Source organism: Pseudomonas sp. Bout1 (genome assembly GCF_034314165.1).
In the GTDB taxonomy this organism is placed as follows: domain Bacteria; phylum Pseudomonadota; class Gammaproteobacteria; order Pseudomonadales; family Pseudomonadaceae; genus Aquipseudomonas.
In genome coordinates this window covers 4,987,013-5,010,035 of the sequence record NZ_JAVIWK010000001.1, presented here as the reverse complement: position 1 = coordinate 5,010,035, position 23,023 = coordinate 4,987,013, and the positions used below count along the sequence as shown (strand labels likewise).

Below are 23,023 nucleotides of genomic sequence, written 5' to 3'. Positions count from 1 at the left end.
GGGCTGGCACGTTCCTTCTTACATTACACCGACGGAGAACCGTAATGACCTCAGTATTCGACCGCGAAGACATCCTGTTTCAGGTAGTGGTCAACCATGAAGAGCAATATTCCATCTGGCCCGACTACAAGGCCGTGCCGGAAGGCTGGCGCACGGTGGGTAAAAGCGGAATGAAGAAAGAGTGCCTGGCCTACATCGAAGAAGTGTGGACCGACATGCGCCCGTTGAGTCTGCGCCAGAAGATGGACAGCCAGGCACTGACGGGCTGATCCGGACCTCGGGCAAAACATAGATCCAAACGTGTGTGCGGGCTTGCTGTGGTGAGCGGGCTTACTGTAGTGATCGGGCTTACTGTGGTGAGCGGGCTTACTGTGGTGAGCGGGCTTGCCCCGCGCTGGGCTGCGAAGCAGCCCCCTCCCCACAGCAACCCCGCTCCCACATTTACTATGTTTTGCCTATAGGAATCAGGATCACAGCGCCTTGATCACCTGCTCCACATTGCCCTCAAGCTCCGCCACCGGGTCTGCGCCATCGGTGCCCAGCACCAGCAACTTCGCCCCGCCCGCCGTGACCGCCGCCTGTACCGCATCGCTTGGCGTGCGGTGATGCAACACCACGGCTACCTCGTTCTCCTTCAGGCTTTCACTCAAATGCTGCAACGCTTCGGGTGTCCAGTCTGTATCCGCCCGTGGCTCAGTGCTGACCAGTTCCAGGTTCAACCCGCTCACCAGATAACCCAAGTGATCGCTCAAGCTGACCACCGTCAGGCTTTCGGCCTTCGCCAGTCGCGCCTCGCTGTCGGCGGTGAGCTTGAGCAGGCGTTGCTTGAGCGCGGCCAGGTTGGCCTCTATCTGCGGCTTGGCCGCGGGCGCCAGGCGGCTCAGGTCGGCGGCCATCACATCGGCCATGCGCCCCATATTGTTGCTTGATTGCCACGGCTGGCTGTTCAGGCCGTCGGTGGCACCCGGCTGCACGGCAATGCCCGGCAAGCCACCGTCCACCGGGCGGGCAGCGTCGACTTCGATGATGCGGATATTGCTGCGTCGGGCCACTGGGTACAGCGGGTCATCCGGCCATAACGAGCGCAGGCCGATGGCCGCGTCGGCGTCCAGGGCAAGCGTGTTGAGCGCCTGCGCACCACGCCCGGTGAAATAGGCCACTTGCCGCGAGCCGGGCAGGTTGGCCGGCGCTGCGCGTTCAAGCTTCACGTCGGTGCCGTTGAGCAGCACCTGTGCCAGGCCATAGGTGATCGGCAGCGCGGCGAGTACTTTCAGCGGTTTTGTCGCGCGGGCCTTGTTCAAGGCGGCGTGCCCGATGCCTTGGTTGGCGACGATCTGCAGCGGTTTGATGCCGTCGGCAGCGAGCGCCGGTGTGGCAATGGCCAGGGCCAGAAGCAGTGGTCGAAAAATCGGGCGCATTATCCAAGATTCCCTTTCAGGCTGGGGACCGTGCCGCGGGCTATGGCGGCGAGGGCGAAGGCGATACCGGCGACCAGGATGATGGCGGCACCGGACGGAATTGGCAGGTCGAAGATGATCGGCAGCAGGATCCCGCACAGAGTGCTGACGGTGGCGATCACCACCGAGATCCAGAAGAAGCCCTTGAGCGACTGGCTCAACAAGCGCGCGGCGGCGGCGGGAATCACCAGCAAAGCGCCCACCAGGATCGCGCCAATGACCTTGACCGCCGCAACGGTGATCAGCGTCACCAGGATCACAAATAGATAATCCAGGGTCTTCACCGCCACCCCGCGCACCGCCGCCAGTTGCGGGTTGAAGCTGGCGAGCATGATGCGGTTGTACAGCGGCAAGGCCAGGGCCATCACCAGCGAACCGACAATCGCCAGCACCAGCAGGTCATTGCCGTTAACCGTCAGCACCGAGCCGAACAGTACGTTCTCGAGAATGTGCACGTTGATCTTGCCTGCCAGAATCAACAGCAGGCTCGCGCCCAGGGCCAGGGACACCGACAGGAATACGCCGATCAAGGTATCCGGCGCCAGCCCGGTGCGGTTGCGCAAGTAGTTGAGCAGGATCCCGAACAGCAGGCAGTAACCGAACAGGCTGCCGTAAGGCCCGGTGTAGGGTTCCCCCAGCAGAATGCCCACTGCCACGCCGGTCAGCGCCGCATGGCCCACGGCTTCGGAAAAGAACGCAAAGCGCTTGACCACCACCAGGGTGCCCAAGCCGCCCAGCACCGGGCCGATCAGCAGGCCGGCGAGCAGGGCGTTGACCACAAACCCATAGGCCAGCGCTTCGGGCAAGTACCCGGATGACGCCCAGCCCTGGACCATCAAGCGAAAGGCTTCGTAGCTCATAAGGCCGGGCTCCGTGGGTGGGTTGAGAACAGGGTCAGCAGGCGGTCCGGGGTCAGCGCCTCCTTGGGCGTTGCGTCGAACAACACACGGCGGTTCAGGCCGGTAACGCGGTCGGCCAGGCGGCCGACGGCTTCCAGGTCGTGTTCGATCCACAGCACGGTGATGCCGGCCTGGCGCCAGTCGCGCAGCAACCGCTCGAACACCTGGATACCGGCTTCATCCAGCGCCGACATCGGTTCGTCCAACACCAGCAATTGCGGCGCCGGGATCAGGCCCTGGGCCAGCAGCACCCGCTGGCGTTCGCCGCCAGACAGGGCGCCCATGCGCCGTTTGCGCTTGTCTTGCATGCCCACCCGCTCCAGCGCGTCGCCGATTGCGCCCGCGTAATGCCTGGACAGCCCGAGAAACGCCGGACGTCGCTGGCACATCGCGGCCATGAAATCGTCGACGGTCATCGGCAAGCCGCGGTCGAACTCCAGCGCCTGGGGCACATAGCCGATGGTGCCGGGTGCGCCAGGCCAATGCAGGCTCAACTGGCCCTGGTGTGGCGTTTGCCCCAGCAAGGTCTTGATCAGCGAGCTTTTGCCGCCGCCGTTGGGCCCCACCAGCGCATGGATGCTGCCGGGCCAGACCTGGAAACTCACCGCGTCGAGGATCACCGTACGGCCCAGGGTCAGCGCCACCTTATCGAAGTCGAGGGTCGGGCCAACGCTGGCCACACTCAAGTGTTCAACTGCTGTCATGCCCCGGACTCCTGAATCGCGCGCACCACGGTGTTGAGGTTGCCGGTCATTTCCACTTCGTACTTTTCAGCGCTGTAGTCGCCATAGGAAATGTGCGACAACGGGTACAGCTTCACTCCGGATTCACGCTGGATGGTGTCGACGTAGCTGGACGGGAAGTCCATCTCCGAGAAGATCACTTTCACGTCCAGCTCCCGCAGTTGGTCGATGGTTTTCTTCAACTGGCTGGGGCTTGGCTCGATGCCGTGGGCCGGTTCCACTACAGCGGTCACTTCCAGGCCGAACTCCCGCAGCAGGTAGTCATACGCCGCGTGCACTGTGGCCACCCGCAAGTCGGGGTTGGGTGCGCTGGTGAGCCTGGCCAGTGCGTCGGCGCGCATCTGGCGCAGGCGCTTGCCGTAGGCGCGGGCGTTCTGGGTGTAGGTCTTGGCGTTGTCCGGGTCGAGCTTGCCCAGTTCCCGGGCGATGTTATTCACCTGGGCAATGGACGCGCTGATGGACAGGAAGGTGTGCGGGTTGACCACCTTGCCGGCACCGCGCGCGGCATTGCCGGTGGCGGCCAACAGCGGCACGTTGGCGTTGGCTTCGATCACCGGGATGTCCGGCCGCTCGCTGGTGGCGATCATCCGGTCGGCGAAATCGTCATGGCCGACGCCGTTGAGCACGATCACATCCAGAGTGCCGATGCGCTTGATGTCGTCGGCGCGGGGCTCGTAGGCGTGAGGGTTGAAACCGGCCGGAATCAGCGGGACGACTTCGGCCTTGTCACCGACGATATTGGCCACGTAGCTGTAATACGGGTGCAGTGTGATGCCGATGCGCAGGCGCTTGGCAGGGTCGGCACTCGCCAGCGGTGCGAGCAGCAGTGTGAACAAACCCGCAAGCACCAGGCGTAATAATGGAGATGAAATGGACATGGGCTTCTCTCGGCTACAACGTGAATTCAATGACGATGCTGGCGGGTGACACCGGCATCGAATTGCGCGACTACCTGTTGCCAGCCCGCATTGGTCAGTGCCTGGTCAGACAGGTCGGCGGGGGCGGTGAGGTTGGCGCTGCGGTTGAGCCAGATATCCGGCTCGGCACCGCTGATACGCATCAGCACCGAACCACTGAGGTCCGGTGTCTGGCTCAGGCCCAGGTAAGCGGCGTCGAGCAACTGCCAGCGGTGGTCGCCACGGCTCATCGAACTGGCGTCCTGGGCGAAGGGCGCAAAGCCTTCTTCGGCCAGTTGCCCTGGCGTGGGCAGGGCGCTGTGTTCTTCCTGCAGCAAGTGGATTTCATCCAGGGTCACTCGCAGGTCGGCGTAGATGCCTTGCTCGGCGGCGCTGAGGTCGCGGCGTGCGTCCAGTTGGTGGCTGGGCACGACGGCGAGCACCTGGCGTTCACCACGCAATGCCACCACCGTGCCAGCAACTGCCAGGATGACCAGGCACAACAGCAGGACATACAGGGTTTCGTGGCCGGCACCGGCCGGGCGTACGACTTGGGTAGTACTGCTCATTGGGGCTGGATATCCGCTTGGTCGATTTCCACCACGTGGCCGGGGCCGGCATCAAACAACACGTAGAACTCGGCGGACGGCTTCTTGAAGGTCAGTTTTGAGTCTTCCCCCAGCTTGCCGGGCACCAAAATGGTTTCGTCGTAGCCGATCACGTCCAAGGTCACGCCCGGGGCGCCGCTGCCATCGGAGAACCCGCCGGTGCACTGGATTTGCTCGCCGGCGACTTCCTTGCATTCGCACATCGGGTTGTGGGCCAGGGCAACGGTGCTGAAACCGGCGCCGAGGATCAGCGCGCCACAGGTGCGAGCCAGTTGCTGCAAAGTCATGGTTTAACTCCTCGTGTGTTCAGCCAGGCGATAGTGGTCGGCGATGCCTGGCTCAAGGGAATGGAGGCCTGGTGCATGGCGCCGTCCCAGCCTTCCATGGTGATCCATAGTTGTGCGTCCAGCGGGGTGCGTTCAGGGATCGGCAGCAGGGCGCCCATGCGATACGGTGTGCCGAAGAAAATCACCCCGGCAGCCCGCAGGCTGCGGGGCTTGCCAATGCGCAGGTAGGTCGCCTTGACCTGCTCGGTACAGGTGTCGCACAGGGCGGCATTGAAGGATTTCATCGGGCCCGCGGGGTTGGGGCGAGGAGGCTCGTTACGCAATTCGGCGAGCTTCACGCTCCAGGGGCCGACCTGCACGTCACCAATCTCACGTTCACCCAGGCCGCTGTCCCCGCGAAACAGGGCAGCGTCGGCAAAGTACTTGGGCATGAAGCCCAGGGGCACCAGCAGCAGCAGGATATTGATATGGAAGCGCCATTTGAGCCAGAAGGCCCGCAGGGGCGAAGGCGGTTGAACTGTCGTGGCCTTGTTCATCGATTGCCCTGCGAAGTTTCAACCTGCATGGCGGGAAGTTGCGCCGGTTGCCGGGGCGCCTTGGTGCTGCGCTTGAGGGCGTTGAGGGTGGCCAGGGCCGTGCGTTTGGTCCAGATAAGCAGGCCACTCAAGACCATCATGCTCAACACCAGGCCGAAGAAGGCCCAGATCAGCTTGATCCATATCCCGCCAAAATCCCCGGTGTGCAGCGGTCGCATGGATTCGGTGACGAACTCCAGGGCCGAACGGTCGGACAGCAGGTGCGAGGCGGCGATTTCGCCGTTGTACGGGTTGATTTCTGCGGTCTGGAACATCAGCGGGTACCAGCCACGCCCGCCGATGCGCAGGTGGCCATAGGCGTTGCTGGGCAGGCTCACAAAGCTGGCCTCAAGCCCCGGAATATGCTGGGTGGCGATGTTGATTGCGTCGTCCAGCGCAATCATTGGTGCCGGTACGCCCGGGGCGGACATTGGCACTTTGTCGCGGGCGATCGCGGGGACGATCGGCTCGCTGGAAATGGTGATCTGGTTATCGCTGAGGATTGCCTGGATCAGGAACCAGGTGCCGGTGATGGAGATTACCGCGATAAACCAGATCGACCAGATGCCGCTCAACCGGTGGAAGTCGCCCCAGAAGATCCGTGCGCCATGGTTAAAGCGCAACGTCGGCTTGAAAAAGCCTTTCCAGAAGCGCTTGTAGACCACAAGGCCGGTGACCAGCGATGCCAGCAGCGGCAAGCCCAGCAACGACACCAGGTACCAGCCCCAGCTGAAGCCGTTGGTGAACGGCACCAGCCACCAGCCATGCAGGGCGCGGGTAAAGCGCTGGAAGTTGAAAGACGGGCTGATGCCCTGGATGACTCCGGTGTACGGGTTTACGTAGACCTCCAGCGAGCGCCCGTCGGGGTAGCTGAGGTCGACGGTGAGGGCGAAGTGCGATTCGTCCGGGCGGCTCAGGGATTCGATGATCACCTGGGGTTCGGCGCGCTTGATGGCACCGATCACCTGGTCGTAGGTGAGCAGCTCGGCATCGTCCGACGGTTTGCTGGCGCGGATGTCCGGGTTGGCCAGCCAGACGATTTCCTGGCTGACCACCGCCAGGGTGCCGGTGACACAGACGATCAGCACAAAGAACCAGATGGGCAATGCCAGCCAGCTGTGCACCAGAAACCAGAGTTTTGAGCGTGACTTCTTCGACATGTGAGTGAGGGTCTTGATCGGAGGGAGGCGGTAAAGGCCCGGAAAACGCCACCCGTAGCTTTTGCTGACGCGAGAGGCTGTATCTAAGTTAAGACGGATGAGAAACCCAAAACCCTAAGCCGGATATGAAAGTAAATGTTTCAGATACTCATTCATGCAACACGAAACATGTTCCGAGTCATCACCAAGGCGGGATTGATGGGGCGGGGGCGCTGCCTATCATGGAGCCATACCGTTGAGCGAGCCCAATAATGACTTCTGCCAGAACCCTCTACGACAAACACATCGACTCCCACACGGTGTGCCGCCTGGATGACCAGGGCCATGTGCTGCTGTACATCGACCGCCAGGTGATCAACGAATACACCAGCCCACAAGCCTTCAGCGGCTTGCGCGAGGCGGGCCGTGGTGTATGGCGCCCCGGCACCGCGCTGGCGGTGGTTGACCACGTGAACCCGACCACGCCCAAGCGCATCGCGACCATGCCGGATGCGGGTGGCGCGCGCCAAGTGTCGTACCTGGCGGAAAACTGCCGGGATTTCGGGATTGAGCTGCTGGACATCCTCGACAAGCGCCAGGGCATCGAGCACGTGATCGCCCCCGAGCAGGGTTTTATCCTGCCGGGCATGGTGATTGCCGCCGGCGATAGCCATACCACCACCTATGGTGCATTGGGCGCGTTCGGTTTTGGCATTGGCACGTCGGAAATCGAGCATTTGCTGGCCTCGCAAACCCTGGTCTACAAGCGCTTGAAGAGCATGCGCGTAACCGTGGACGGCGCGCTGGCTCACGGCCTGACCTCCAAGGACGTGATCATGGCGCTGATCGGCAAGATCGGCGCTTCGGGTGCTACCGGCTACGCCATCGAATTTTGCGGCTCGACCATCGACGCCCTGAGCGTCGAGGCACGCATGACCATCTGCAACATGGCGGTGGAAGCGGGCGCGCGTGGTGCCTTCATGGCGCCGGACGAAAAAGTCTTCACCTACCTCAAGGGCAAGCCCCGCGCGCCGAAGGGCGAATTGTGGGAACGCGCGTTGGTGGGCTGGCGCCAGTTGCACTCGGATGCCGACGCGGTGTTCGACCTCGAAGTGCAACTGGACGCCACCGCCCTGGAGCCGATGGTCACCTGGGGCACCAGCCCCGACCAGGCCTCGCCCATCGGCGCCCGCGTGCCCGACCCGCAAGACGTCAGCGACCTGATCCTGCGCCAGGACATGCGCCGCGCCTTGAACTACATGGGCCTGGAAGCCGGCATGCCGTTGAGCGAAATCGTGATCAGCCATGCGTTTATCGGTTCCTGCACGAATGCCCGCATCGAAGACCTGCGCGATGCTGCCAGTGTGGTGCGCGGCAAGCATGTGGCCGACCACGTACGGGCGATGATCGTGCCGGGCTCCACCGAAGTGCGTGACCAGGCTGAAGCCGAAGGTCTTGCCGCGATCTTTATCGACGCCGGGTTTGAATGGCGCCAGTCCGGTTGCTCGATGTGCCTGGCGATGAACGATGACGTGCTGGAGCCGGGCGACCGCTGCGCCTCCAGCACCAACCGCAACTTCGAAGGCCGCCAGGGCGCGGGTGCACGTACGCACTTGATGAGCCCGGCCATGGTTGCCGCGGCCGCCATTACTGGCCGCCTGACGGATATTCGCCATTTTGGAGATCGTACATGAGCGTGCAACCGTTTACCCGGGTCACCGGCAAGGCTGCGCCGATGCTGGCGGCCAATATCGACACCGATGTGATTATGCCCAAGCAGTTTCTCAAGGGTATTGACCGTAACGGGTTGGATCGTGGGCTGTTCTTTGACCTGCGGTTTTTGCCGTCGGGTGAGCTCAATCCTGAGTTTGTGTTGAACCAACCTGCCTGGCAGGGTGCGAGCTTTATGGTGGTGGGGCCGAACTTTGGCTGTGGTTCGAGCCGGGAGCATGCGGTGTGGGGTTTGAAGCAGATGGGCATTCGGGCGCTGATTGGCAGCAGCTTTGCCGGGATTTTCTATGACAACTGTCAGCGTAACGGGGTGCTGTTGATCACGTTGGAGGAGGCGGTGTTGCAGCAGCTGGGGCAGACGGTGAGCCAGCCGGAGCAGGCGCAGATCAGCGTGGATCTGGGGGCGCAGGAGATTCGGTTGGCTGGCGGGGAGGTTATCCCGTTTCAGATTGATACGTTGCGCAAGACGGCGTTGTTGCTGGGGCTGGATGCTATCGGTACGACCTTGCAGCGTCGGGAGCAGATCAAGGCGTTTGAGCATGAGCACCTGGCTTTGAATCCTTGGCTCGGGGGGTAGTGGTACATATCCGTTTTTGCAGTTACGGCGGCTATTGGTTCCGCTCTTACAGCGGGTCACTTTTGAAAAGCGCAAAAGTAACCAAAACGCTCTGCCCCGCCTGTCGGCACCTCGCTTAGGCTCGGTGTGCCCTCACTCCGGCATTGCTTCGCGGGCCGCCGCGACGGCCCGGCCCTGGCCCGTCGCGGCTAAACCGGCGTCCTGCCGGTTTACCCGCTCCTCAATCCCTGCGTTCGGCCTCGGGCTGAATGGGGCAGTCAGATCAAGATCAAGAGCAAGAGCACGGCGGCCTGAAAGCCGACCTGAGTGTTAAAAGCCAGGGCAAAAGCTGTAGGAGCTGGCTTGCCGGCGATGCAGGCAACTCGGTTTTTCAGATGCGCCGAGGTGATGCCATCGCCGGCAAGCCAGCTCCTACATTTGAACCGTGCCAGCCTTTGATTTTGCTGTTGCTTTTAACACTCAAGCCGGCCTGTAGGCCGCTGTGTTCTTGATCTGCTTGTGATCTTGATCTTAGGCGCCCCGTCAACCACGCTGGACGAACGCAGGCTTTGGAGCGTGGGTAACCCGGCAGGACGCCGGGTTAGCCGCGCTGGGCCAAGGATGGCCCATCGCGGCGGCCCACGGTCCAAAGCCTGCGTGAGGGCACACCGAGCCTAAGCGAGGTGCCGAGTGGTGGGGCAAGAGCCTTTTGGTTACTTTTGGGCTCCTTTCAAAAGTGACCCGCCGTAAGGGCGGAACCCATACCAGCCCTAACAAAAAAAACGGATATGCACCCAAGCCCGAGGCGTCAAATCGACAGCCCCTTAAAATGTTCCTGCAAAAACTCCACACACGCCCGCAACTTCCCGGAGTAAGCCAGTCGCGTCGGGTAAACCGCCCACACGTTGGCGCTCTGGGTGTAATGGTGCAGCACTTGCACCAGTTTCCCTTGCTCCAGCAGCGGCTTCACATCCCACATCGAACGCAGCAACACCCCACGGCCATCAAGCGCCCATTGCAAGACAATCTCACCATTGTTGGAGGACAGCGGCCCGCGCACGCGCACGCTGTCTTGCACGCCATCGCGCTCCATGTGCCAAATGCCAAAGGCGTTATCGCGCTCCTTGAGCACCAGGCAGTCGTGCTGTTCCAGGTCGCTCAAGTGCAGCGGCGTGCCACGGCACAGCACCCGGCGGTTACTCACCAGCCGACGGCCAATGTGTTGCCCGGGGATGTCGTCGCCCACGCGGATTTCCAGGTCAAAGCCTTCGCTGACGATATCCACTACCCGGTCGAACAGGTCCAGGCGAATCTCCAGGTCCGGGTATTGTTCGGCCAACAACGACAAGGCCGGCGCGACATGGTTACGGCCAAATCCGAAGCTGCTGCACAGGTGCAGATGGCCACGGGGGCTGTCATGGGCGTCGGACAATTCGTCGGACAGCTGCTGGAAGTCTTCGAGAATACGCACGGCCCAGCGCTGCACCCGCTCACCGTCTTCGGTCAGGGCGATACGCCGGCTGGTGCGGTGCAGCAGGCGGGTGGCGAGGGTGGTTTCCAGAATCTGGATACGCTTGCTGACGTAGGCCGGGGACAACCCAAGCTCATCGGCAGCCGCAGCAAAGCCAGCCTTGCGGATCACGGTCAGGAATACCCGCAGGTCTTCAGGTAGGGGCACGGTATCTTTCTTGTTAGTCATCAGAAACAGGCGTGGCGGCATGAGCCGCCAGAATAGCACCGGTGTGGCGAGGGAGTTCCCTCGCCACAGGGGGTTGGTGCTTAAGGTTTACTCGGCGGCGATCTTCGCCTGTGCAGCAGCCCGCGCATGGCGGCCATGCTTGAGGGCAATAGGCGCCATCTTCTCGCGGTCCAGTTCACCCTCCCAGGCGGCCACCACCAGCGCGGCCACGGCATTGCCGATGATATTGGTCAACGAACGGCACTCGGCCATGAAGCGATCCACACCCAGGATCAACACCATCGCGGCCACCGGCACCGTGGGCACTACCGCCAGGCTTGCGGCCAGCGCGACGAAGCCTGCGCCCACCACCGCACCGGCGCCTTTGGAGGTGAGCATCGCCACCGCCAGCAGGGTCAGTTGTTGCTCCAGGGTCAGGTCGATGTTGGTCGCCTGGGCCAGGAACAGCACCGCCAGCGTCATGTAGATGTTGGTACCGTCCAGGTTGAAGGTGTAGCCGGTCGGCACCACGATACCCACCACGCCTTTGGAGGCGCCGAGGCTTTCGAGCTTTTGGATCAGTTGCGGCAGGGCCGATTCAGATGAGCTGGTGCCCAACACGATCAACAGTTCGGCCTTGATGTAAGTCAGCAGCTTGAAGATGCTGAAACCGGCATACCTGGCGATGCTGCCCAGCACCACGGCCACGAAAAAAAACGCGGTGACGTAGAACGTGCCCACCAGTTTCAGCAGCGGCAGCAGCGAACCCAGGCCGTACTTGCCGATGGTGAAGGCAATTGCCCCAAAGGCACCGATCGGCGCGACGCGGCTGATCATCCCGACGATGCGGAAGAACACTTCGCTGGCCTGGTTGATCACGCCTACCAAAGGCCGGCCCTTCTCGCCGATCATCACCAGCCCGAGGCCAAACAGCACCGACACAAACAGCACCGGCAGGATTTCGCCCTTGGAGAAGGCGTCAAAAAAGGTGGTGGGGATCACGTGCATCAGGAAGCCGATGACGCCTTCGCCGTGTTCGGCCTGGCCGACAAAACCGGCGATGGCCGAGGTGTCGAGGGTCTTCACATCGATGTTGAAGCCCACGCCCGGATGCAACAGGTGGGCGGCGAGGATCCCGATTACCAGGGCAATGCTGGAGACGATCTCGAAATACAGCAGCGCCTTGCCGCCCACGCGGCCTACCTGTTTCACGTCGTGCATGCTGGTGATACCGGAGACCACGGTGCAGAAGATGATCGGGCCGATGATCATCTTGATCAGCTTGATAAAACCGTCGCCCAAGGGCTTGAGGTCGATGCCCACCTGGGGCCAGTGGTTGCCGATCAACACGCCCAGCACAATGGCGATGATCACCTGCACATACAGGGTTCCCAGCAGTTTTCTGATTGTCATTTTTATTATCTCGCGGCGTTTTTTGGGCAAGCAGGTGCCGTCGCAGGCTTTTCAAGCCTGCGGGGCGGGATCGGTCAGGTCAGCGGTTGACTAAAGGTTCAGCGAAGGAAGGCCAGGACTTCGGCAAGCAGGATTTCTGGAACCTCTTCGGCGATGTAGTGGCCGGCCGGCAGGGCCTTGCCACGTACGTCGGTCGCGACTTTTTGCCACTCCTTGAGGGGGTCGAAGCAGCGGCCGACGGTACCTTCGGCGCCCCACATCACCAGCAACGGCAGGTTCAGGTGGTTGCCTTTGTCGATATCGGCCTGGTCGTGTTCAAGGTCAATACCGGCGGCAGCGCGGTAGTCTTCGCAGATGCCGGTGGCAGTGCCCGGCAGTTTCAGGCAACGCAGGTATTCGGCAAAGGCTTCATCGGTGAATGGCTTGAGCCCTGCACTGCGGCTGCCCATGACGCTGCGCAGGTAGAGTTCCGGGTTGCCTTCGATCAGGCTCTCGGGCAGCGGCGCCGGGCGGATCAAGAAGAACCAGTGCCAGTAGGCGCGGGCGAAGGCTTCGTCGGTCTGGGCGTACATTGCAAGGGTCGGTGCGATGTCCAGCAACACCATGCGCTGCACAGCCCTTGGGTGATCCAGCGCCAGGCGATGGGCGACGCGGGCACCGCGGTCGTGGGCCAGCACCGAGAACTCCTCAAAGCCCAGGGTCTTCATCAGCTCGACGCCGTCGCGGGCCATTTCGCGTTTTGAATAGTGGGTGTGATGGTCATTGGCGTCGGGCTTGCTGCTGTCGCCGTAACCGCGCAGGTCGGCGGCGACCACAGTGAAGTGTTCGGCCAATTGCTCGGCGACTTTGTGCCATATGACGTGGGTCTGCGGGTGCCCGTGCAGCAGGAGCAGGCCGGGACCTGCGCCACCTTTGCGGTAGCTGATGTCCACGCCGTTGACGTGGCGCTGGTCTTTTTGGAATCCGGCGAACATGGAATGACTCCTTGTGATGATTGCCTGCATCCTGAAATTACACGGGCCCCGGGGCAAGGGGGAAAACGTGGAAGGGTTGTTCATGAAGTGTGTTGAAGCCGGCGCCCGGGACCTGGCGGGGTCTGGCGCAGGTCAGTCTTGCCACAGTGTTGGCCAGGCAACAGCAAACCGGCAGTTTGCTGCGCCATGGGCGCTTTACCGCGCGCGCAGCGGGTGCAAACCCTGGTGTTTGAAGGCTTGGCGCCTCAGGCACAGAAGCTGCAATGCCTCAGGTAAACCATTCGCCCGAGAGCGTTGTATGTCTGTACTGCCTGTATCTGCCGATTACCCGATCCACACCCCCAACGCCGAGCTGATCCGCGACGAGGCCCAGGCGCTGGCCGTTGCCCACCGGGTCGCCGCCGTGTTGCTGGAGCAAGACGCCGAACGCGACCGCACCCGCCAGGTGCCGGCACAAGTCGTGGATTTGTATTCCAATAGCGGCCTGTGGGGCATCAGCGTGCCCCGCGAATTTGGCGGCGCCCAGGTGTCCTACGCGGTGCTGGCCCAGGTGATTGCGATTATCTCGGCGGCCGACCCGTCGCTGGGGCAAATCCCGCAGAACCATTACTGCCTGCTGGAAGACATCCGCCTGCAAGGCACGCCCGAGCAGCAGGCGTACTTTTTTGGCCTGGCGCTGCAAGGGCACCGGTTTGCCAATGCGCTGTCGGAAACCGGCGGCAAGAACGTCCAGGACATCCAGGCGACCATCCGCCGGCAAGGCGACGGCTATGTGATCAACGGTCGCAAGGGTTATTGCACCGGCTCGTTGTACGCCCATTGGCTGGCGGTGCTGGCGCTGGACGAAGAGCAAAATGCGCAGTTGGCGTTCGTGCCACGCGGCACTGAAGGCCTGGTGGTGGTCGACGACTGGGACAGCATGGGCCAGCGCACCACCTCCAGCGGTACGGTGTTGGCAGAGGACCTGGCGGTGCCCGCGTTCAACCTGTTTGCTACCCATCGTTCCTACGATTCACCGACTCTGGCTGGCCCATTCGCACAACTGACCACTGCTGCCATCGACGCCGGCATCGCCCGCGCCGCACTGCGTGACACGGTGCTGTTCGTCCAGCAATTCGCCCGGCCCTGGATCGATGCCGGGGTGCAAAAAGCCAGCGAAGACCCGCTGACCATCATCCAGGTCGGCGCGTTGGATATTCGCCTGGAAGCGGCGGAAGCCTTGCTGGAACGCGCCGGAAAAGCCCTGGACGCCGCCCGCCCGGCACCCGACGAATACAATGTCGCCCACGCCTCACTGGCTGTCGCCCGGGCCAAGGTACTGACCACCGAAATTGCCATCGAAGCCAGCAACAAACTCTTCGAACTCGGCGGCACCCGTTCCACCTTGAAAAAGCACAACTTCGACCGTCACTGGCGCAATGCCCGGGTGCATACCCTGCATGACCCGGTGCGCTGGAAGTACCACGTGATCGGCAACTGGCTGCTTAACGGCGCCAAGCCACCGCGTCACGATTGGTCTTGAACCATGGCCGAGCTGTTTAAACACATCTACTGGGCCGACATCGGCCAAGCCTGCCTGGAAACCCTGAGCATGCTCAGCGCCGCACTGGGTTTTACCGTGCTGCTGGGGTTGCCGCTTGGGGTGGTGTTGTTCCTCACCGGCAAGCGCCAGCTGCACGAAACCCTGGTGGTGTATCGGGCGCTGTCGGTGGTGGTGAACGTGCTGCGTTCGCTGCCGTTCATCATCCTGCTGATTGTGCTGATCCCGGTGACCACCTTGCTGGTGGGCACTTCGCTGGGCGTGGCCGGCACGATTCCGCCGCTGGTGGTGGGCTGTACGCCGTTCTTTGCGCGGCTGGTGGAAACCGCCTTGCGTGAGGTCGACCGCGGCGTGGTGGAAGCCACCCAATCCATGGGCGCCAGCACCTGGCAGGTGATCCGCCACACGCTGCTGCCCGAAGCCCGGGGCGGGCTGCTGGCGGCGGTCACCGTCACCGCGATTGTGCTGGTGGACTACACCGCCATGGCCGGGGTGATTGGTGGCGGTGGCCTGGGCGACCTGGCCATCCGCTACGGCTATCAGCGTTTCCAGACCGACGTGATGGTGGTCACCGTGTTGTTGCTGTTGGTGCTGGTACAGGCCCTGCAAATGACCGGCGACCGCTTGGTGGCGCGTTACAGCCGCCGCTGATACCTATTCCTGTAACTACTGTCTTCGGAGCAACCATGAAAAAATCCCTGGCCATCTTGGCCGCTGTCTTCTCCCTTAATGCCGTCGCCAACGAAACGTTGGTAGTGGGTGCCACACCGGTGCCTCACGCCGAGATTCTCGAGTTCGTCAAACCCGTGCTGGCCAAGGAGGGCGTGGACCTGCAAATCAAGGTCTTCACCGATTTCATCCAGCCCAACCAGCAACTGGCACTGAAGAATATTGACGCCAATTACTACCAGTACCGGCCATTTCTGGATGACTACAACAAGACCCGGCATACCAATCTGGTGCCGGTAGTCGGTGTGCACATCGAGCCTTTCGGCGCGTATTCGACCAAGATTAAAAATATCTCGGAGTTGAAAGACGGCGCGACGGTGTCGATCCCCAACGACCCGGTCAACACCGGCCGCGCGCTGGTGCTGCTGGACGAAGCCGGCCTGATCAAACTCAAGGATTCGAGCAACACCCTGGCCACGCCCCGGGACATCGTCGAGAACCCCAAGCACCTGAAAATTCGTGAACTGGAAGGTGCGTTGCTGGCCCGTTCGGTGAGCCAGGTGGACCTGGCATTTGTGTTTGCCAACTATGCGTTGGAAGCGGGGATCGACACCAACAGTGCGTTGATCGTGGAGAAGGGCAAGAGCCTGTACGTCGAGTATTTGGTGGCGCGCCCCGACAACATCAACGACCCGGGCATCCAGAAGCTGGCCAAGGCGTTGAATTCCGATGAAGTACGCCAGTTCATCCTCAGCCGCTACAAAGGGCAGATTGCCCCGGGTTTCTAAGACCCGGACAGATCCAAGGTGGACGCTGGCTTGTGTGGGTTCACACATCAGGGATCAGGGGTGGGCTCCAAGAGTTGCGCGCCGGGGCCGCGCTCACCGAGTACGTCGTCCTGGTTGCGCAGCGGGCACGCCTCCAGCGACAAACACCCGCAGCCAATGCAGCCACTGAGTTTGTCCCGCAGCAGCATCAGCTTGTCGATGCGCTGGTCCAAATCCTCACGCCATAGTGCAGACAGGCGCTCCCAGTCGGCGGCGGTGGGCGTGCGGCCATCGGGCAGGGTTTGCAGCGCCTCAAAGATCGTCGCCAGGGGGATGCCCAAACGCTGGGCTATCTTGATCACCACCACGCGGCGCAACACATCCCGCGGGTAGCGCCGTTGATTGCCGGCATTGCGGTTGCTCTTGATCAACCCCTTGGTTTCGTAGAAGTGCAGCGCGGTAACCGCCACGCCACTGCGGGCCGCCAACTGGCCGACGGTGAGTTCTTTGCTGACCATGAAAAAGCCCTTGACCTTGACTTAACTAGAGGTTTTACCCTGCGCGGCATCGAATCGCAAGATTGTGCCTACAGTGAGAGGGGAATATTCATGCAGGTATCAGAGAAGGGTCTGAGTTTTACCCAGATGGTCGAGTTCCAGATCGAGCCTCAGCAGCAGTCCGCGTTGGTGGCGGCTCTTTCATCCCAAAGCGAGCGTTTGGCCCAGGGCCATGGCGGCTTTATCAACGCCAGCGTGCAGGTCAGCGATGATGGACGCCGGGTGCTCAGTTACTTGCAATGGCGCTCTCGCGAGGATGGCGAGGCAGCCTTCAAGTGTTTTGAGCACGGTGAGGAAGATTTCTGGACGCTGATCCGCGCCCACCAAGCCACGGCGGTGACCTTCGGTTCGTTCCAGGTGCTGCGCAGCATCGAGCGCAGCCATGACAACGCCTTGCAATGCCGCCTAAATGGATAGGTGCAACATGCGTTCGCCCTGCACGTTCTCGCCGGGGCGGCGTTTGTTCACAGCCAACTCGCCGATCTTGATCAGGCGGGTACGCGTCACGTTACGGCTCAGGCCCAGCAGGTTGGCGGTGTGCACCTGGTTGTAATGGCTGAAGCGGTAGGCGGCGCGCAATAGCGCATCCTCGACCTTTTCATGCAGGGCGCCGGCCTGTTCCTCGAAGAGCTTTTGAAAAGCCCGTTCCAGCAACGCTTCGGCGCTGTTGTCGGTGCCGTGCTGGCTGTCGTCCTGACGCTCGATACGCATGTTCGACAGGCGCAGGTCGTCGCGCTCGATCACACCGTTGCGGCAAATCAGCAGGGTGTGGTGGATGACGTTTTCCAGCTCGCGGATGTTGCCCGGCCAACTGTAGCTTTTGAGTTTCTGCTCGGCTTCGCGGCTGATGGTGATCGGGCCATAACCCAGGCGCTGGCTGTAGGCTTCGATGAAGTGCCGGGTGAGCGGCAGGATATCGCCGGGACGATCGCGCAGTGGGCTCAGTTCCAGGCTGACCACGTCGAGGCGGTAGTACAGGTCTTCGCGAAAATGCCCGGCATTGATGGCTTTTTCCAACTGAACGTTGGTGGCTGCCAACACCCGCACATCGATGGGAATGCTTTTGCGTGAGCCCAGGCGCACCACCTCACGTTCCTGGAGTACTCGCAGCAACTTGACCTGAATCGCCATCGGCAAGTCGCCGATTTCGTCGAGGAACAAGGTGCCGCCGTCGGCCTCCTCGAACCAGCCGGCCTTGGCGCTGAGGGCGCCGGTGAAGGCGCCTTTTTCATGGCCGAACAACTCGGCTTCCACCAGGGATTCGGAAAACGCGCCGCAGTTCACCGCCACGAACGGCCGGTTGCGCCGGGCGCTGAGGTTATGGATATGGCGCGCCACCAGCTCTTTACCGGTGCCGGTTTCGCCGATGATCAGCACGCTGGCTTCGCTGGGCGCGACTTGCTGGATGTGCGCCAGCAACGCCTGGGATTTCGGGTCTTCGAAGACCTGGGCCGTGGCGCGGATCGAGGTCGCAAGCGCGGGCGAGGGCGGTAAGGTTAAAAGCTGCATGTGCACCTCTTTCAGGAGTAGAACGTTGGAATCGGCAGGGACTGGTTCAACGCCCAGTCCCCCAGTTCGTGGAGTTTGTAGTCGACCGGGTCGTGCAAGGTTTGTGTGCGCAGGTTGCGCCAGTGCCGGTCCAGCCGCAGGGAGGCGTGGGTGGAGCGCGCACCCGTGACTTCGAACAGGCGGCTGCACAGTTCCAGGCCATTGCGGGTAGCGGCGACCTTGGCGGTGGCGATGGCGATGGCCAGCTCACCGCGCTCGCTTTCGCTGAGGCTCGGGCCCTTGGCCCAGGCCTGGTCCAGCAGTTCGGCGGCGCGTTCCACCAGCAGGCGCACGCCTTCCAGGGCGACCCAGAATTCGCCGTAGTGGTTGAGCACGTACGGGTCCTGGCGAATGTCCTGCACGGTGGATTTATGCCAGGGTCGCGTTTCGGTCAGGGTGTAGTTGCGGGCTTCGGCGAATGCGCCTTCGGCGATGCCGAGGAACATATGGGTGAACGTCAACTGCGCGATCAGCGGGCGCAGGCAGGCGAAGGGTGTGCTCAACGGGCCGGGATCCAGAAGCAACTCCGACTCTTCGACGCGTACTCGTTCGAAGCTGGCACTGCCGCTGTCGGTCTGGCGCTGGCCGATATTGTTCCAGTCGTTGTGCAAGGTGATGCCGGTACGCCCGCTCGGGATGGCCGCGATCAGCAGCTTGCCGCCGGCGCTTTCATCCACGGCCGAGGCGATCAGCATTTCCGAGTCGCTGGCGCCGGAGCAAAAACTCTTCTTGCCGGAAAATTCGCGCCAGCCACTGAAGGCCTTGACCACCGTACGCGTATCCAGCGGGTTGAGGGCATTGCCCCAGAACCAGTTTTTGCGCGCGGTTTGTTCGAACCAGGGTTGCCATTGCTCCGGGCGGGAGAACAGCCGCACGGTGGCGAGCATCAGGTGATGAAACCCGAAGACGTGGGCGATGGAGCTGTCGACCTTGGCGAATTCGCGCACCACCTCAAGGGTCTCGCTCCAGCGCGCACCGAGGCCGCCGTATTGGGTGGGAATGCTCAGGGCCAGCAAGCCGCTTTGGCGCAGGGCGTCACGTTCGGCTTTCGGTGTGCCGCCACGCTCGTCGCGTTCGACGGCGGTGAGGGCGAATTCGGCGGCCAGCAGTTTGGCAGTCTGCAAGGGTGAGGGCAGGGCGCTGTTGGGTTTGGCTGTCACGCGGTGTTCCTCATGGTGTGCCGGGGCGTGCCCCGGCAGACGGCAGGTCAGGCCTTGGCTTTTGCCGGCAGGACGTCGTTGGCAATCATTTCGCCGAACGGCCCCGTGAGGTTGGTGATGCCGCGCCCGGCCAGGCTGGCGTAGGGTTCCGGCAGCAGCGGGAACACCAACTCGGCAAAGCGGTACGCCTCTTCCAGGTGCGGGTAGCCGGAGAAGATGAAGCTCTCGATGCCCAGGTCTGCGTATTCCTTGATCCGCTCGGCAACTTGTTGGGGGTTGCCCACCAGGGCCGTGCCCGCGCCGCCACGTACCAGGCCGACGCCGGCCCACAGGTTGGGGGCGATTTCCAGGTTGTCGCGGCGCCCGTCGTGCAGCGCAGCCATGCGGCGCTGGCCTTCGGAGTCAAAGCGCGAGAAGGATTTTTGCGCGGCAGCGATGGTTTCGTCGCTGATGTGTTCGATCAGTTTGGCGGCGGCTTTCCAGGCGTCTTCTTCGGTTTCTCGCACGATCACATGCAGGCGAATCCCGAACTTGACGGTGCGGCCATGACGCGCGGCGCGCTCACGCACGTCGGCAAGTTTTTCCGCGACGGCGGCCGGTGGTTCGCCCCAGGTCAGGTACACATCCACCTGTTCGGCAGCGAGGTCGTGGGCGGCGTCGGAGGAACCACCGAAATACAGCGGTGGGTAAGGCTTCTGCACTGGTGGGTAAAGTGCCTTGGCGTTCTGTACGCGCAGGTGTTTGCCTTCGAAGTCCACCGATTCGCCCTGCAACACACGGCGCCAGATCTTGAGGAATTCGTCGGTCACTTCATAGCGTTCGCTGTGATCGAGGAAACTGCCGTCGCCGCGGTTCTCGTCGGGGTCGCCGCCGGTCACCACGTTGATCAACAGGCGGCCATTGGACAGGCGGTCGAGGGTCGCGGCCATGCGTGCCGAGACGGTTGGCGAAATGATCCCCGGGCGAATCGCCACCAGGTAACGCAGGCGTTCGGTCAACGGCACCAGTGCCGAGGCGATCACCCAGGAGTCTTCACAGGAGCGGCCGGTGGGGATCAGCACGCCGTGATAGCCGAGGTTGTCCGCAGCCTGGGCGACTTGTTTCAAATAGTTGAGGGTGACCGGGCGAGCGCCTTGGGTGGTGCCCAAGTAATGGCCGTCACCGTGGGTAGGCAGAAACCAGAAAACATCCATGACAAATCCTTAAGCGATTTTCAGCAGAGAGGTGGGGTGCGCGGCAAACAACGGCGCGGCGCGTTCTGCAGCAAGGCGAATGCGGGCCTTCAAGGGCTCACTGGTTATTTGGTAATCGGTGAAATCGGCCTCGGTGGCGTACACGCCAATCGGCAAGGTCAGGGCCTGGAAGAAGCTGAACAGCGGGCGCAGTTGGTGATCGAGTACTAGGGCATGGCGTTCGCTGCCGCCGGTGGCCGCCAGCAATACCGGGGTGTTGATCAGCGCGTTGAGGTCGACCAGGTCGAACAGGTGCTTGAGCAGGCCGGGGTAAGAGCCGCGGTACACCGGCGCCGCGACGATCAGCAGGTCGGCCTGTTCGATGGCTTGCAGTTGCGCTTCGACGTCGGCGGGCAGTTCCTGGCGGGACAGCGCGCCACCCAGCGGTCGGGCAATGTCGCCCAGTTCAATCAGGGTGGTCTGGATCGGCAATTGATTGGCCAGTTCGGCCAGCACCGCTTGGGTCAGCACCAGAGTGCGGGACGGGCGCCAGGTTCCGCCGGAGAGGGCAACGACATTCAATGGACGGGTCATCAACAGTTCCTTTTTCAACAGTGGCTCAGGGCAAGAGCAGTAGCAGGGCTTGAGCAAGAGCTGTACCAAGCGGTGCAGGCCTTGACTGGCGCGGGCTGTGGGCCAGGTGTTGGAAAATGACGGTGTTGTCTGCCTGGTGTTTTGTTGAATGACTGTTGCCTGGGCAACAGTTGCCAGGCGAACAGCGGCGTGTGCATTGGAGCCATTTATAGAGGGTTGTAGTTATTCCGTAAATGAACGTATTTCCATATTTATAGATCTGTATGGAATATGAGATGTGCCTATCACGGGTGTCGCAACGGTTGATAGCGACTATCACGGCGGGTGATTTTTCACTGCGCAGGGGCGGGAGTAGCCTGTGCTCATTGACTTCAACCCGTTTCGCAGGACCTTCGCCATGAACCGTTTTCTCGCCATTTGTGTATTGCTTGTCACCTCAGTCCTTGCCGGTTGTGCGACGCCTTCGTCGCCTGAACTGCGTGGCTACTCGGCCGAGGAGAGCAAGGAACTGGCGCTGGAAGCGTTGAGCCGTCGAGGCCTGTCGTTTGATGAATACCAACAGAAGAGAGCCGAACTGACCGGCCAGCCACAGAAAACCTTTGGTTTTGACCGCCAGGGTGAAATGAATGCCGAGCGCGGCGTGATGCTGCACGGTCGCCCCAGTTGAGCCAGCGGCCAAGTCGATGAGCCCGAGGTTTCCTACAGGAACCTCGGGCTTTTTGTTTGCCATCCGTTTCGTGGAGCCTGTTAAGCTGAATTTCAGGAGCGTTCCTACGCACTTTTAAATAAAGTGGTCTTTCTTTAACGGCACGGGATCAGGTAAACCATCTTTCTTTCTGATCGCTGCCCCTGAGACGCTGTTCTCGGGAACATGCTCTGCGAGTCTTTAACGTCATGAATAAACGTCCGCTGTATTTCGACTACGCCGCCACCACGCCGGTGGATGAGCGGGTCATTCAGGTCATGGTCGAGTGTCTGGGCTTCAATGCCAACTTCGGTAACCCGGCGTCCAGCTCCCACGCGTTTGGCCAACAGGCCCGGCAAACGGTTGAGCAGGCGCGGTGCCAGGTGGCTGAACTGGTTGGTGCCGAACCAGCACACATCGTCTGGACCTCCGGTGCCACTGAATCCAATAACCTCGCGATCAAGGGCGTCGCCCAGGCGCGGGGCGTGGCCGGCGGGCACATCATCACCAGCCAGATCGAACACAAGGCCACGCTCGATACCGCTCGCCAGTTGCAGGAAGCCGGGGTCGCCGTGACGTACCTGGTGCCGGATGCCGAGGGTTTGATCAGCGTCGAGGCGGTGAGCGAAGCCTTGCGTGAGGACACCTTCCTGGTGTCGCTGATGCTGGTGAACAACGAGTTGGGCACCCTCAACGATATCCAGGCGATCGGCGCGCGAGTGCGTGAGCACGGGGCGTTGTTTCACGTGGATGCAGCGCAAGGCGCGGGCAAGGTGGCGATTGACCTGGCCGAATGGCCGGTGGACCTGATGTCGTTTTCTGCCCACAAGCTCTATGGGCCCAAGGGCATCGGCGCACTGTACGTCGGCCCGCGTGCGCAGCAGAAAGTGCTGGCGCAGATTCACGGCGGTGGCCATGAAGGCGGCTTGCGTTCGGGCACCCTGGCAACGCACCAGATTGCTGGCATGGGCACCGCGTTCGCGTTGGCGGCAGCCTCCTTTGCAGAAGAGAAGGCGACCATTGTTGCCTTGCGCGAGCGCCTGCTGGAACAGCTGAATACGATTGCCGGCGTGCGCCTCAATGGCAGCCTTACCCAACGCATTCCCCACACCTTGAGCCTGACATTCAGCGAGGGCGAGTTCAATTCTGCCGGCTTGAGCGCAGGCATTGCCTTCTCGGCCACTTCGGCCTGCAATTCGGCGAGCAATGCACCGTCCCATGTGCTTCTGGCGCTGGGCCATGATGCCCGCAGCGCAGGTCGCACCATTCGCTTGAGCCTCGGGCGGTTTACCACCGAGCAGGACATCGATCAGGCGGTACAACTGATCAAGGCGGCACTGGCCAGCGCACCGGCGTTTTGGGCCGTTTGACCCCA

At 62.0% G+C, this 23,023-nt stretch carries 25 protein-coding genes; 9 read left to right on the top strand and 16 right to left on the bottom strand.

The window, feature by feature from the left end; translation table 11 throughout:
• The first annotated feature begins 44 nt into the window (after positions 1–44).
• Entirely contained in the window at positions 45–269 is a 225-nt protein-coding gene (locus tag RGV33_RS23115) for an MbtH family protein (protein ID WP_322146302.1), read from the top strand.
• Between the two features lie 201 nt (positions 270–470).
• Here the strand turns inward: RGV33_RS23115 and RGV33_RS23110 are convergent, their stop codons facing one another.
• From RGV33_RS23110 to RGV33_RS23075, 8 genes are read right to left on the bottom strand one after another with little or no spacing between them, the layout of a single operon-like run.
• Positions 471–1,418, bottom strand: coding sequence for a metal ABC transporter substrate-binding protein (locus RGV33_RS23110; RefSeq protein WP_322146301.1), 948 nt, complete (start codon positions 1,416–1,418; stop codon positions 471–473).
• Positions 1,418–2,317, bottom strand: coding sequence for a metal ABC transporter permease (locus RGV33_RS23105; protein WP_029300631.1), 900 nt, complete (start codon positions 2,315–2,317; stop codon positions 1,418–1,420). Before RGV33_RS23105 ends, RGV33_RS23110 begins: the two co-directional genes overlap by 1 nt.
• Positions 2,314–3,060: a metal ABC transporter ATP-binding protein gene (locus tag RGV33_RS23100; protein WP_322146300.1), complete on the bottom strand. Its 747-nt coding sequence runs from the start codon at positions 3,058–3,060 to the stop codon at positions 2,314–2,316. The genes RGV33_RS23105 and RGV33_RS23100 overlap by 4 nt, the downstream gene beginning before the upstream one ends.
• Positions 3,057–3,977: a metal ABC transporter substrate-binding protein gene (locus RGV33_RS23095; protein WP_322146299.1), complete on the bottom strand. Its 921-nt coding sequence runs from the start codon at positions 3,975–3,977 to the stop codon at positions 3,057–3,059. Before RGV33_RS23095 ends, RGV33_RS23100 begins: the two co-directional genes overlap by 4 nt.
• A 26-nt stretch (positions 3,978–4,003) precedes the next feature.
• Positions 4,004–4,564 carry a DUF6162 family protein gene (locus RGV33_RS23090; RefSeq protein ID WP_322146298.1) on the bottom strand — a complete coding sequence of 187 codons (561 nt, stop codon included), beginning with the start codon at positions 4,562–4,564 and terminating at the stop codon, positions 4,004–4,006.
• Complete coding sequence (locus tag RGV33_RS23085; RefSeq protein ID WP_322146297.1) at positions 4,561–4,890, bottom strand: hypothetical protein; 330 nt, start codon at positions 4,888–4,890, stop codon at positions 4,561–4,563. Before RGV33_RS23085 ends, RGV33_RS23090 begins: the two co-directional genes overlap by 4 nt.
• The gene (locus RGV33_RS23080) at positions 4,887–5,426 is read right to left on the bottom strand and encodes a thiamine pyrophosphate-binding protein (RefSeq protein ID WP_322146296.1); all 540 of its coding nucleotides are present in this window, start codon (positions 5,424–5,426) and stop codon (positions 4,887–4,889) included. Before RGV33_RS23080 ends, RGV33_RS23085 begins: the two co-directional genes overlap by 4 nt.
• Positions 5,423–6,625 carry a PepSY domain-containing protein gene (locus RGV33_RS23075; protein WP_322146295.1) on the bottom strand — a complete coding sequence of 401 codons (1,203 nt, stop codon included), beginning with the start codon at positions 6,623–6,625 and terminating at the stop codon, positions 5,423–5,425. The genes RGV33_RS23080 and RGV33_RS23075 overlap by 4 nt, the downstream gene beginning before the upstream one ends.
• Before the next feature lie 251 nt (positions 6,626–6,876).
• On the opposite strand from RGV33_RS23075, the gene leuC reads away from it, so the two are divergent.
• Both leuC and leuD read left to right on the top strand, forming a co-directional pair.
• A complete protein-coding gene (leuC, locus tag RGV33_RS23070) occupies positions 6,877–8,298 on the top strand; it encodes a 3-isopropylmalate dehydratase large subunit (RefSeq protein WP_322146294.1) in 1,422 nt (473 codons plus the stop codon).
• The gene (gene leuD, locus RGV33_RS23065; RefSeq protein ID WP_322146293.1) at positions 8,295–8,912 is read left to right on the top strand and encodes a 3-isopropylmalate dehydratase small subunit; all 618 of its coding nucleotides are present in this window, start codon (positions 8,295–8,297) and stop codon (positions 8,910–8,912) included. Before leuC ends, leuD begins: the two co-directional genes overlap by 4 nt.
• 787 nt (positions 8,913–9,699) lie before the next feature.
• Here leuD and RGV33_RS23060 read toward each other — a convergent pair.
• The 3 genes from RGV33_RS23060 to RGV33_RS23050 all read right to left on the bottom strand — a co-directional run bounded on the left by RGV33_RS23060 (position 9,700) and on the right by RGV33_RS23050 (position 12,956).
• On the bottom strand, positions 9,700–10,590 hold the full coding sequence (locus RGV33_RS23060) for a LysR substrate-binding domain-containing protein (protein WP_322146292.1): 891 nt from the start codon (positions 10,588–10,590) through the stop codon (positions 9,700–9,702).
• Between the two features lie 87 nt (positions 10,591–10,677).
• Positions 10,678–11,982 (bottom strand): C4-dicarboxylate transporter DctA, encoded by a 1,305-nt coding sequence (gene dctA / locus RGV33_RS23055; RefSeq protein ID WP_322146291.1) that lies wholly within the window; start codon positions 11,980–11,982, stop codon positions 10,678–10,680.
• Positions 11,983–12,080: 98 nt separating this feature from the next.
• Positions 12,081–12,956 (bottom strand): alpha/beta hydrolase, encoded by an 876-nt coding sequence (locus RGV33_RS23050; protein WP_322146290.1) that lies wholly within the window; start codon positions 12,954–12,956, stop codon positions 12,081–12,083.
• 298 nt (positions 12,957–13,254) lie between these two features.
• Between RGV33_RS23050 and RGV33_RS23045 the strand changes: the two genes are divergently transcribed.
• From RGV33_RS23045 to RGV33_RS23035, 3 genes are read left to right on the top strand one after another with little or no spacing between them, the layout of a single operon-like run.
• Positions 13,255–14,478 (top strand): SfnB family sulfur acquisition oxidoreductase, encoded by a 1,224-nt coding sequence (locus tag RGV33_RS23045; protein ID WP_322146289.1) that lies wholly within the window; start codon positions 13,255–13,257, stop codon positions 14,476–14,478.
• A 3-nt stretch (positions 14,479–14,481) separates the two neighbouring features.
• Positions 14,482–15,147: a methionine ABC transporter permease gene (locus tag RGV33_RS23040; protein ID WP_322146288.1), complete on the top strand. Its 666-nt coding sequence runs from the start codon at positions 14,482–14,484 to the stop codon at positions 15,145–15,147.
• A gap of 35 nt (positions 15,148–15,182) precedes the next feature.
• Entirely contained in the window at positions 15,183–15,953 is a 771-nt protein-coding gene (locus RGV33_RS23035) for a MetQ/NlpA family ABC transporter substrate-binding protein (RefSeq protein ID WP_322146287.1), read from the top strand.
• Positions 15,954–16,000: 47 nt separating this feature from the next.
• Here RGV33_RS23035 and soxR read toward each other — a convergent pair whose 3' ends face one another.
• Positions 16,001–16,450: a redox-sensitive transcriptional activator SoxR gene (gene soxR, locus RGV33_RS23030; protein ID WP_322146286.1), complete on the bottom strand. Its 450-nt coding sequence runs from the start codon at positions 16,448–16,450 to the stop codon at positions 16,001–16,003.
• 90 nt (positions 16,451–16,540) lie between these two features.
• Between soxR and RGV33_RS23025 the strand changes: the two genes are divergently transcribed.
• Entirely contained in the window at positions 16,541–16,906 is a 366-nt protein-coding gene (locus tag RGV33_RS23025) for an antibiotic biosynthesis monooxygenase (RefSeq protein ID WP_322146285.1), read from the top strand.
• Here RGV33_RS23025 and RGV33_RS23020 read toward each other — a convergent pair.
• Genes RGV33_RS23020 through msuE form a run of 4 tightly spaced genes read right to left on the bottom strand, consistent with a single transcriptional unit; the run spans position 16,895 to position 20,963 of the window.
• Positions 16,895–17,998 carry a sigma-54 interaction domain-containing protein gene (locus RGV33_RS23020; protein ID WP_003210127.1) on the bottom strand — a complete coding sequence of 368 codons (1,104 nt, stop codon included), beginning with the start codon at positions 17,996–17,998 and terminating at the stop codon, positions 16,895–16,897. The two genes, RGV33_RS23025 and RGV33_RS23020, sit on opposite strands and share 12 nt — an antisense overlap.
• Positions 17,999–18,009: 11 nt before the next feature.
• On the bottom strand, positions 18,010–19,197 hold the full coding sequence (locus RGV33_RS23015) for an acyl-CoA dehydrogenase family protein (RefSeq protein WP_322146284.1): 1,188 nt from the start codon (positions 19,195–19,197) through the stop codon (positions 18,010–18,012).
• A gap of 47 nt (positions 19,198–19,244) precedes the next feature.
• On the bottom strand, positions 19,245–20,390 hold the full coding sequence (gene ssuD / locus RGV33_RS23010; RefSeq protein WP_322146283.1) for an FMNH2-dependent alkanesulfonate monooxygenase: 1,146 nt from the start codon (positions 20,388–20,390) through the stop codon (positions 19,245–19,247).
• A gap of 9 nt (positions 20,391–20,399) precedes the next feature.
• Positions 20,400–20,963, bottom strand: a complete 564-nt coding sequence (gene msuE / locus RGV33_RS23005; RefSeq protein WP_088425167.1) for an FMN reductase — start codon at positions 20,961–20,963, stop codon at positions 20,400–20,402.
• Between the two features lie 397 nt (positions 20,964–21,360).
• On the opposite strand from msuE, the gene RGV33_RS23000 reads away from it, so the two are divergent.
• Both RGV33_RS23000 and RGV33_RS22995 read left to right on the top strand, forming a co-directional pair.
• Positions 21,361–21,630, top strand: a complete 270-nt coding sequence (locus tag RGV33_RS23000; RefSeq protein WP_322146282.1) for a hypothetical protein — start codon at positions 21,361–21,363, stop codon at positions 21,628–21,630.
• A 227-nt stretch (positions 21,631–21,857) separates the two neighbouring features.
• Positions 21,858–23,018 carry a cysteine desulfurase family protein gene (locus RGV33_RS22995; protein WP_322146281.1) on the top strand — a complete coding sequence of 387 codons (1,161 nt, stop codon included), beginning with the start codon at positions 21,858–21,860 and terminating at the stop codon, positions 23,016–23,018.
• Positions 23,019–23,023 lie beyond the last annotated feature (5 nt).

What these genes read in the sequence shown, in the direction of transcription:
- RGV33_RS23115 (WP_322146302.1), top strand. Translation starts at nt 45, where the DNA reads ATGACCTCAGTATTCGACCGCGAAGACATCCTGTTTCAGGTAGTGGTC.
- RGV33_RS23110 (WP_322146301.1), bottom strand. Translation starts at nt 1,418, where the DNA reads ATGCGCCCGATTTTTCGACCACTGCTTCTGGCCCTGGCCATTGCCACA.
- RGV33_RS23105 (WP_029300631.1), bottom strand. Translation starts at nt 2,317, where the DNA reads ATGAGCTACGAAGCCTTTCGCTTGATGGTCCAGGGCTGGGCGTCATCC.
- RGV33_RS23100 (WP_322146300.1), bottom strand. Translation starts at nt 3,060, where the DNA reads ATGACAGCAGTTGAACACTTGAGTGTGGCCAGCGTTGGCCCGACCCTC.
- RGV33_RS23095 (WP_322146299.1), bottom strand. Translation starts at nt 3,977, where the DNA reads ATGTCCATTTCATCTCCATTATTACGCCTGGTGCTTGCGGGTTTGTTC.
- RGV33_RS23090 (WP_322146298.1), bottom strand. Translation starts at nt 4,564, where the DNA reads ATGAGCAGTACTACCCAAGTCGTACGCCCGGCCGGTGCCGGCCACGAA.
- RGV33_RS23085 (WP_322146297.1), bottom strand. Translation starts at nt 4,890, where the DNA reads ATGACTTTGCAGCAACTGGCTCGCACCTGTGGCGCGCTGATCCTCGGC.
- RGV33_RS23080 (WP_322146296.1), bottom strand. Translation starts at nt 5,426, where the DNA reads ATGAACAAGGCCACGACAGTTCAACCGCCTTCGCCCCTGCGGGCCTTC.
- RGV33_RS23075 (WP_322146295.1), bottom strand. Translation starts at nt 6,625, where the DNA reads ATGTCGAAGAAGTCACGCTCAAAACTCTGGTTTCTGGTGCACAGCTGG.
- leuC (WP_322146294.1), top strand. Translation starts at nt 6,877, where the DNA reads ATGACTTCTGCCAGAACCCTCTACGACAAACACATCGACTCCCACACG.
- leuD (WP_322146293.1), top strand. Translation starts at nt 8,295, where the DNA reads ATGAGCGTGCAACCGTTTACCCGGGTCACCGGCAAGGCTGCGCCGATG.
- RGV33_RS23060 (WP_322146292.1), bottom strand. Translation starts at nt 10,590, where the DNA reads ATGACTAACAAGAAAGATACCGTGCCCCTACCTGAAGACCTGCGGGTA.
- dctA (WP_322146291.1), bottom strand. Translation starts at nt 11,982, where the DNA reads ATGACAATCAGAAAACTGCTGGGAACCCTGTATGTGCAGGTGATCATC.
- RGV33_RS23050 (WP_322146290.1), bottom strand. Translation starts at nt 12,956, where the DNA reads ATGTTCGCCGGATTCCAAAAAGACCAGCGCCACGTCAACGGCGTGGAC.
- RGV33_RS23045 (WP_322146289.1), top strand. Translation starts at nt 13,255, where the DNA reads ATGTCTGTACTGCCTGTATCTGCCGATTACCCGATCCACACCCCCAAC.
- RGV33_RS23040 (WP_322146288.1), top strand. Translation starts at nt 14,482, where the DNA reads ATGGCCGAGCTGTTTAAACACATCTACTGGGCCGACATCGGCCAAGCC.
- RGV33_RS23035 (WP_322146287.1), top strand. Translation starts at nt 15,183, where the DNA reads ATGAAAAAATCCCTGGCCATCTTGGCCGCTGTCTTCTCCCTTAATGCC.
- soxR (WP_322146286.1), bottom strand. Translation starts at nt 16,450, where the DNA reads ATGGTCAGCAAAGAACTCACCGTCGGCCAGTTGGCGGCCCGCAGTGGC.
- RGV33_RS23025 (WP_322146285.1), top strand. Translation starts at nt 16,541, where the DNA reads ATGCAGGTATCAGAGAAGGGTCTGAGTTTTACCCAGATGGTCGAGTTC.
- RGV33_RS23020 (WP_003210127.1), bottom strand. Translation starts at nt 17,998, where the DNA reads ATGCAGCTTTTAACCTTACCGCCCTCGCCCGCGCTTGCGACCTCGATC.
- ssuD (WP_322146283.1), bottom strand. Translation starts at nt 20,390, where the DNA reads ATGGATGTTTTCTGGTTTCTGCCTACCCACGGTGACGGCCATTACTTG.
- msuE (WP_088425167.1), bottom strand. Translation starts at nt 20,963, where the DNA reads ATGACCCGTCCATTGAATGTCGTTGCCCTCTCCGGCGGAACCTGGCGC.
- RGV33_RS23000 (WP_322146282.1), top strand. Translation starts at nt 21,361, where the DNA reads ATGAACCGTTTTCTCGCCATTTGTGTATTGCTTGTCACCTCAGTCCTT.
- RGV33_RS22995 (WP_322146281.1), top strand. Translation starts at nt 21,858, where the DNA reads ATGAATAAACGTCCGCTGTATTTCGACTACGCCGCCACCACGCCGGTG.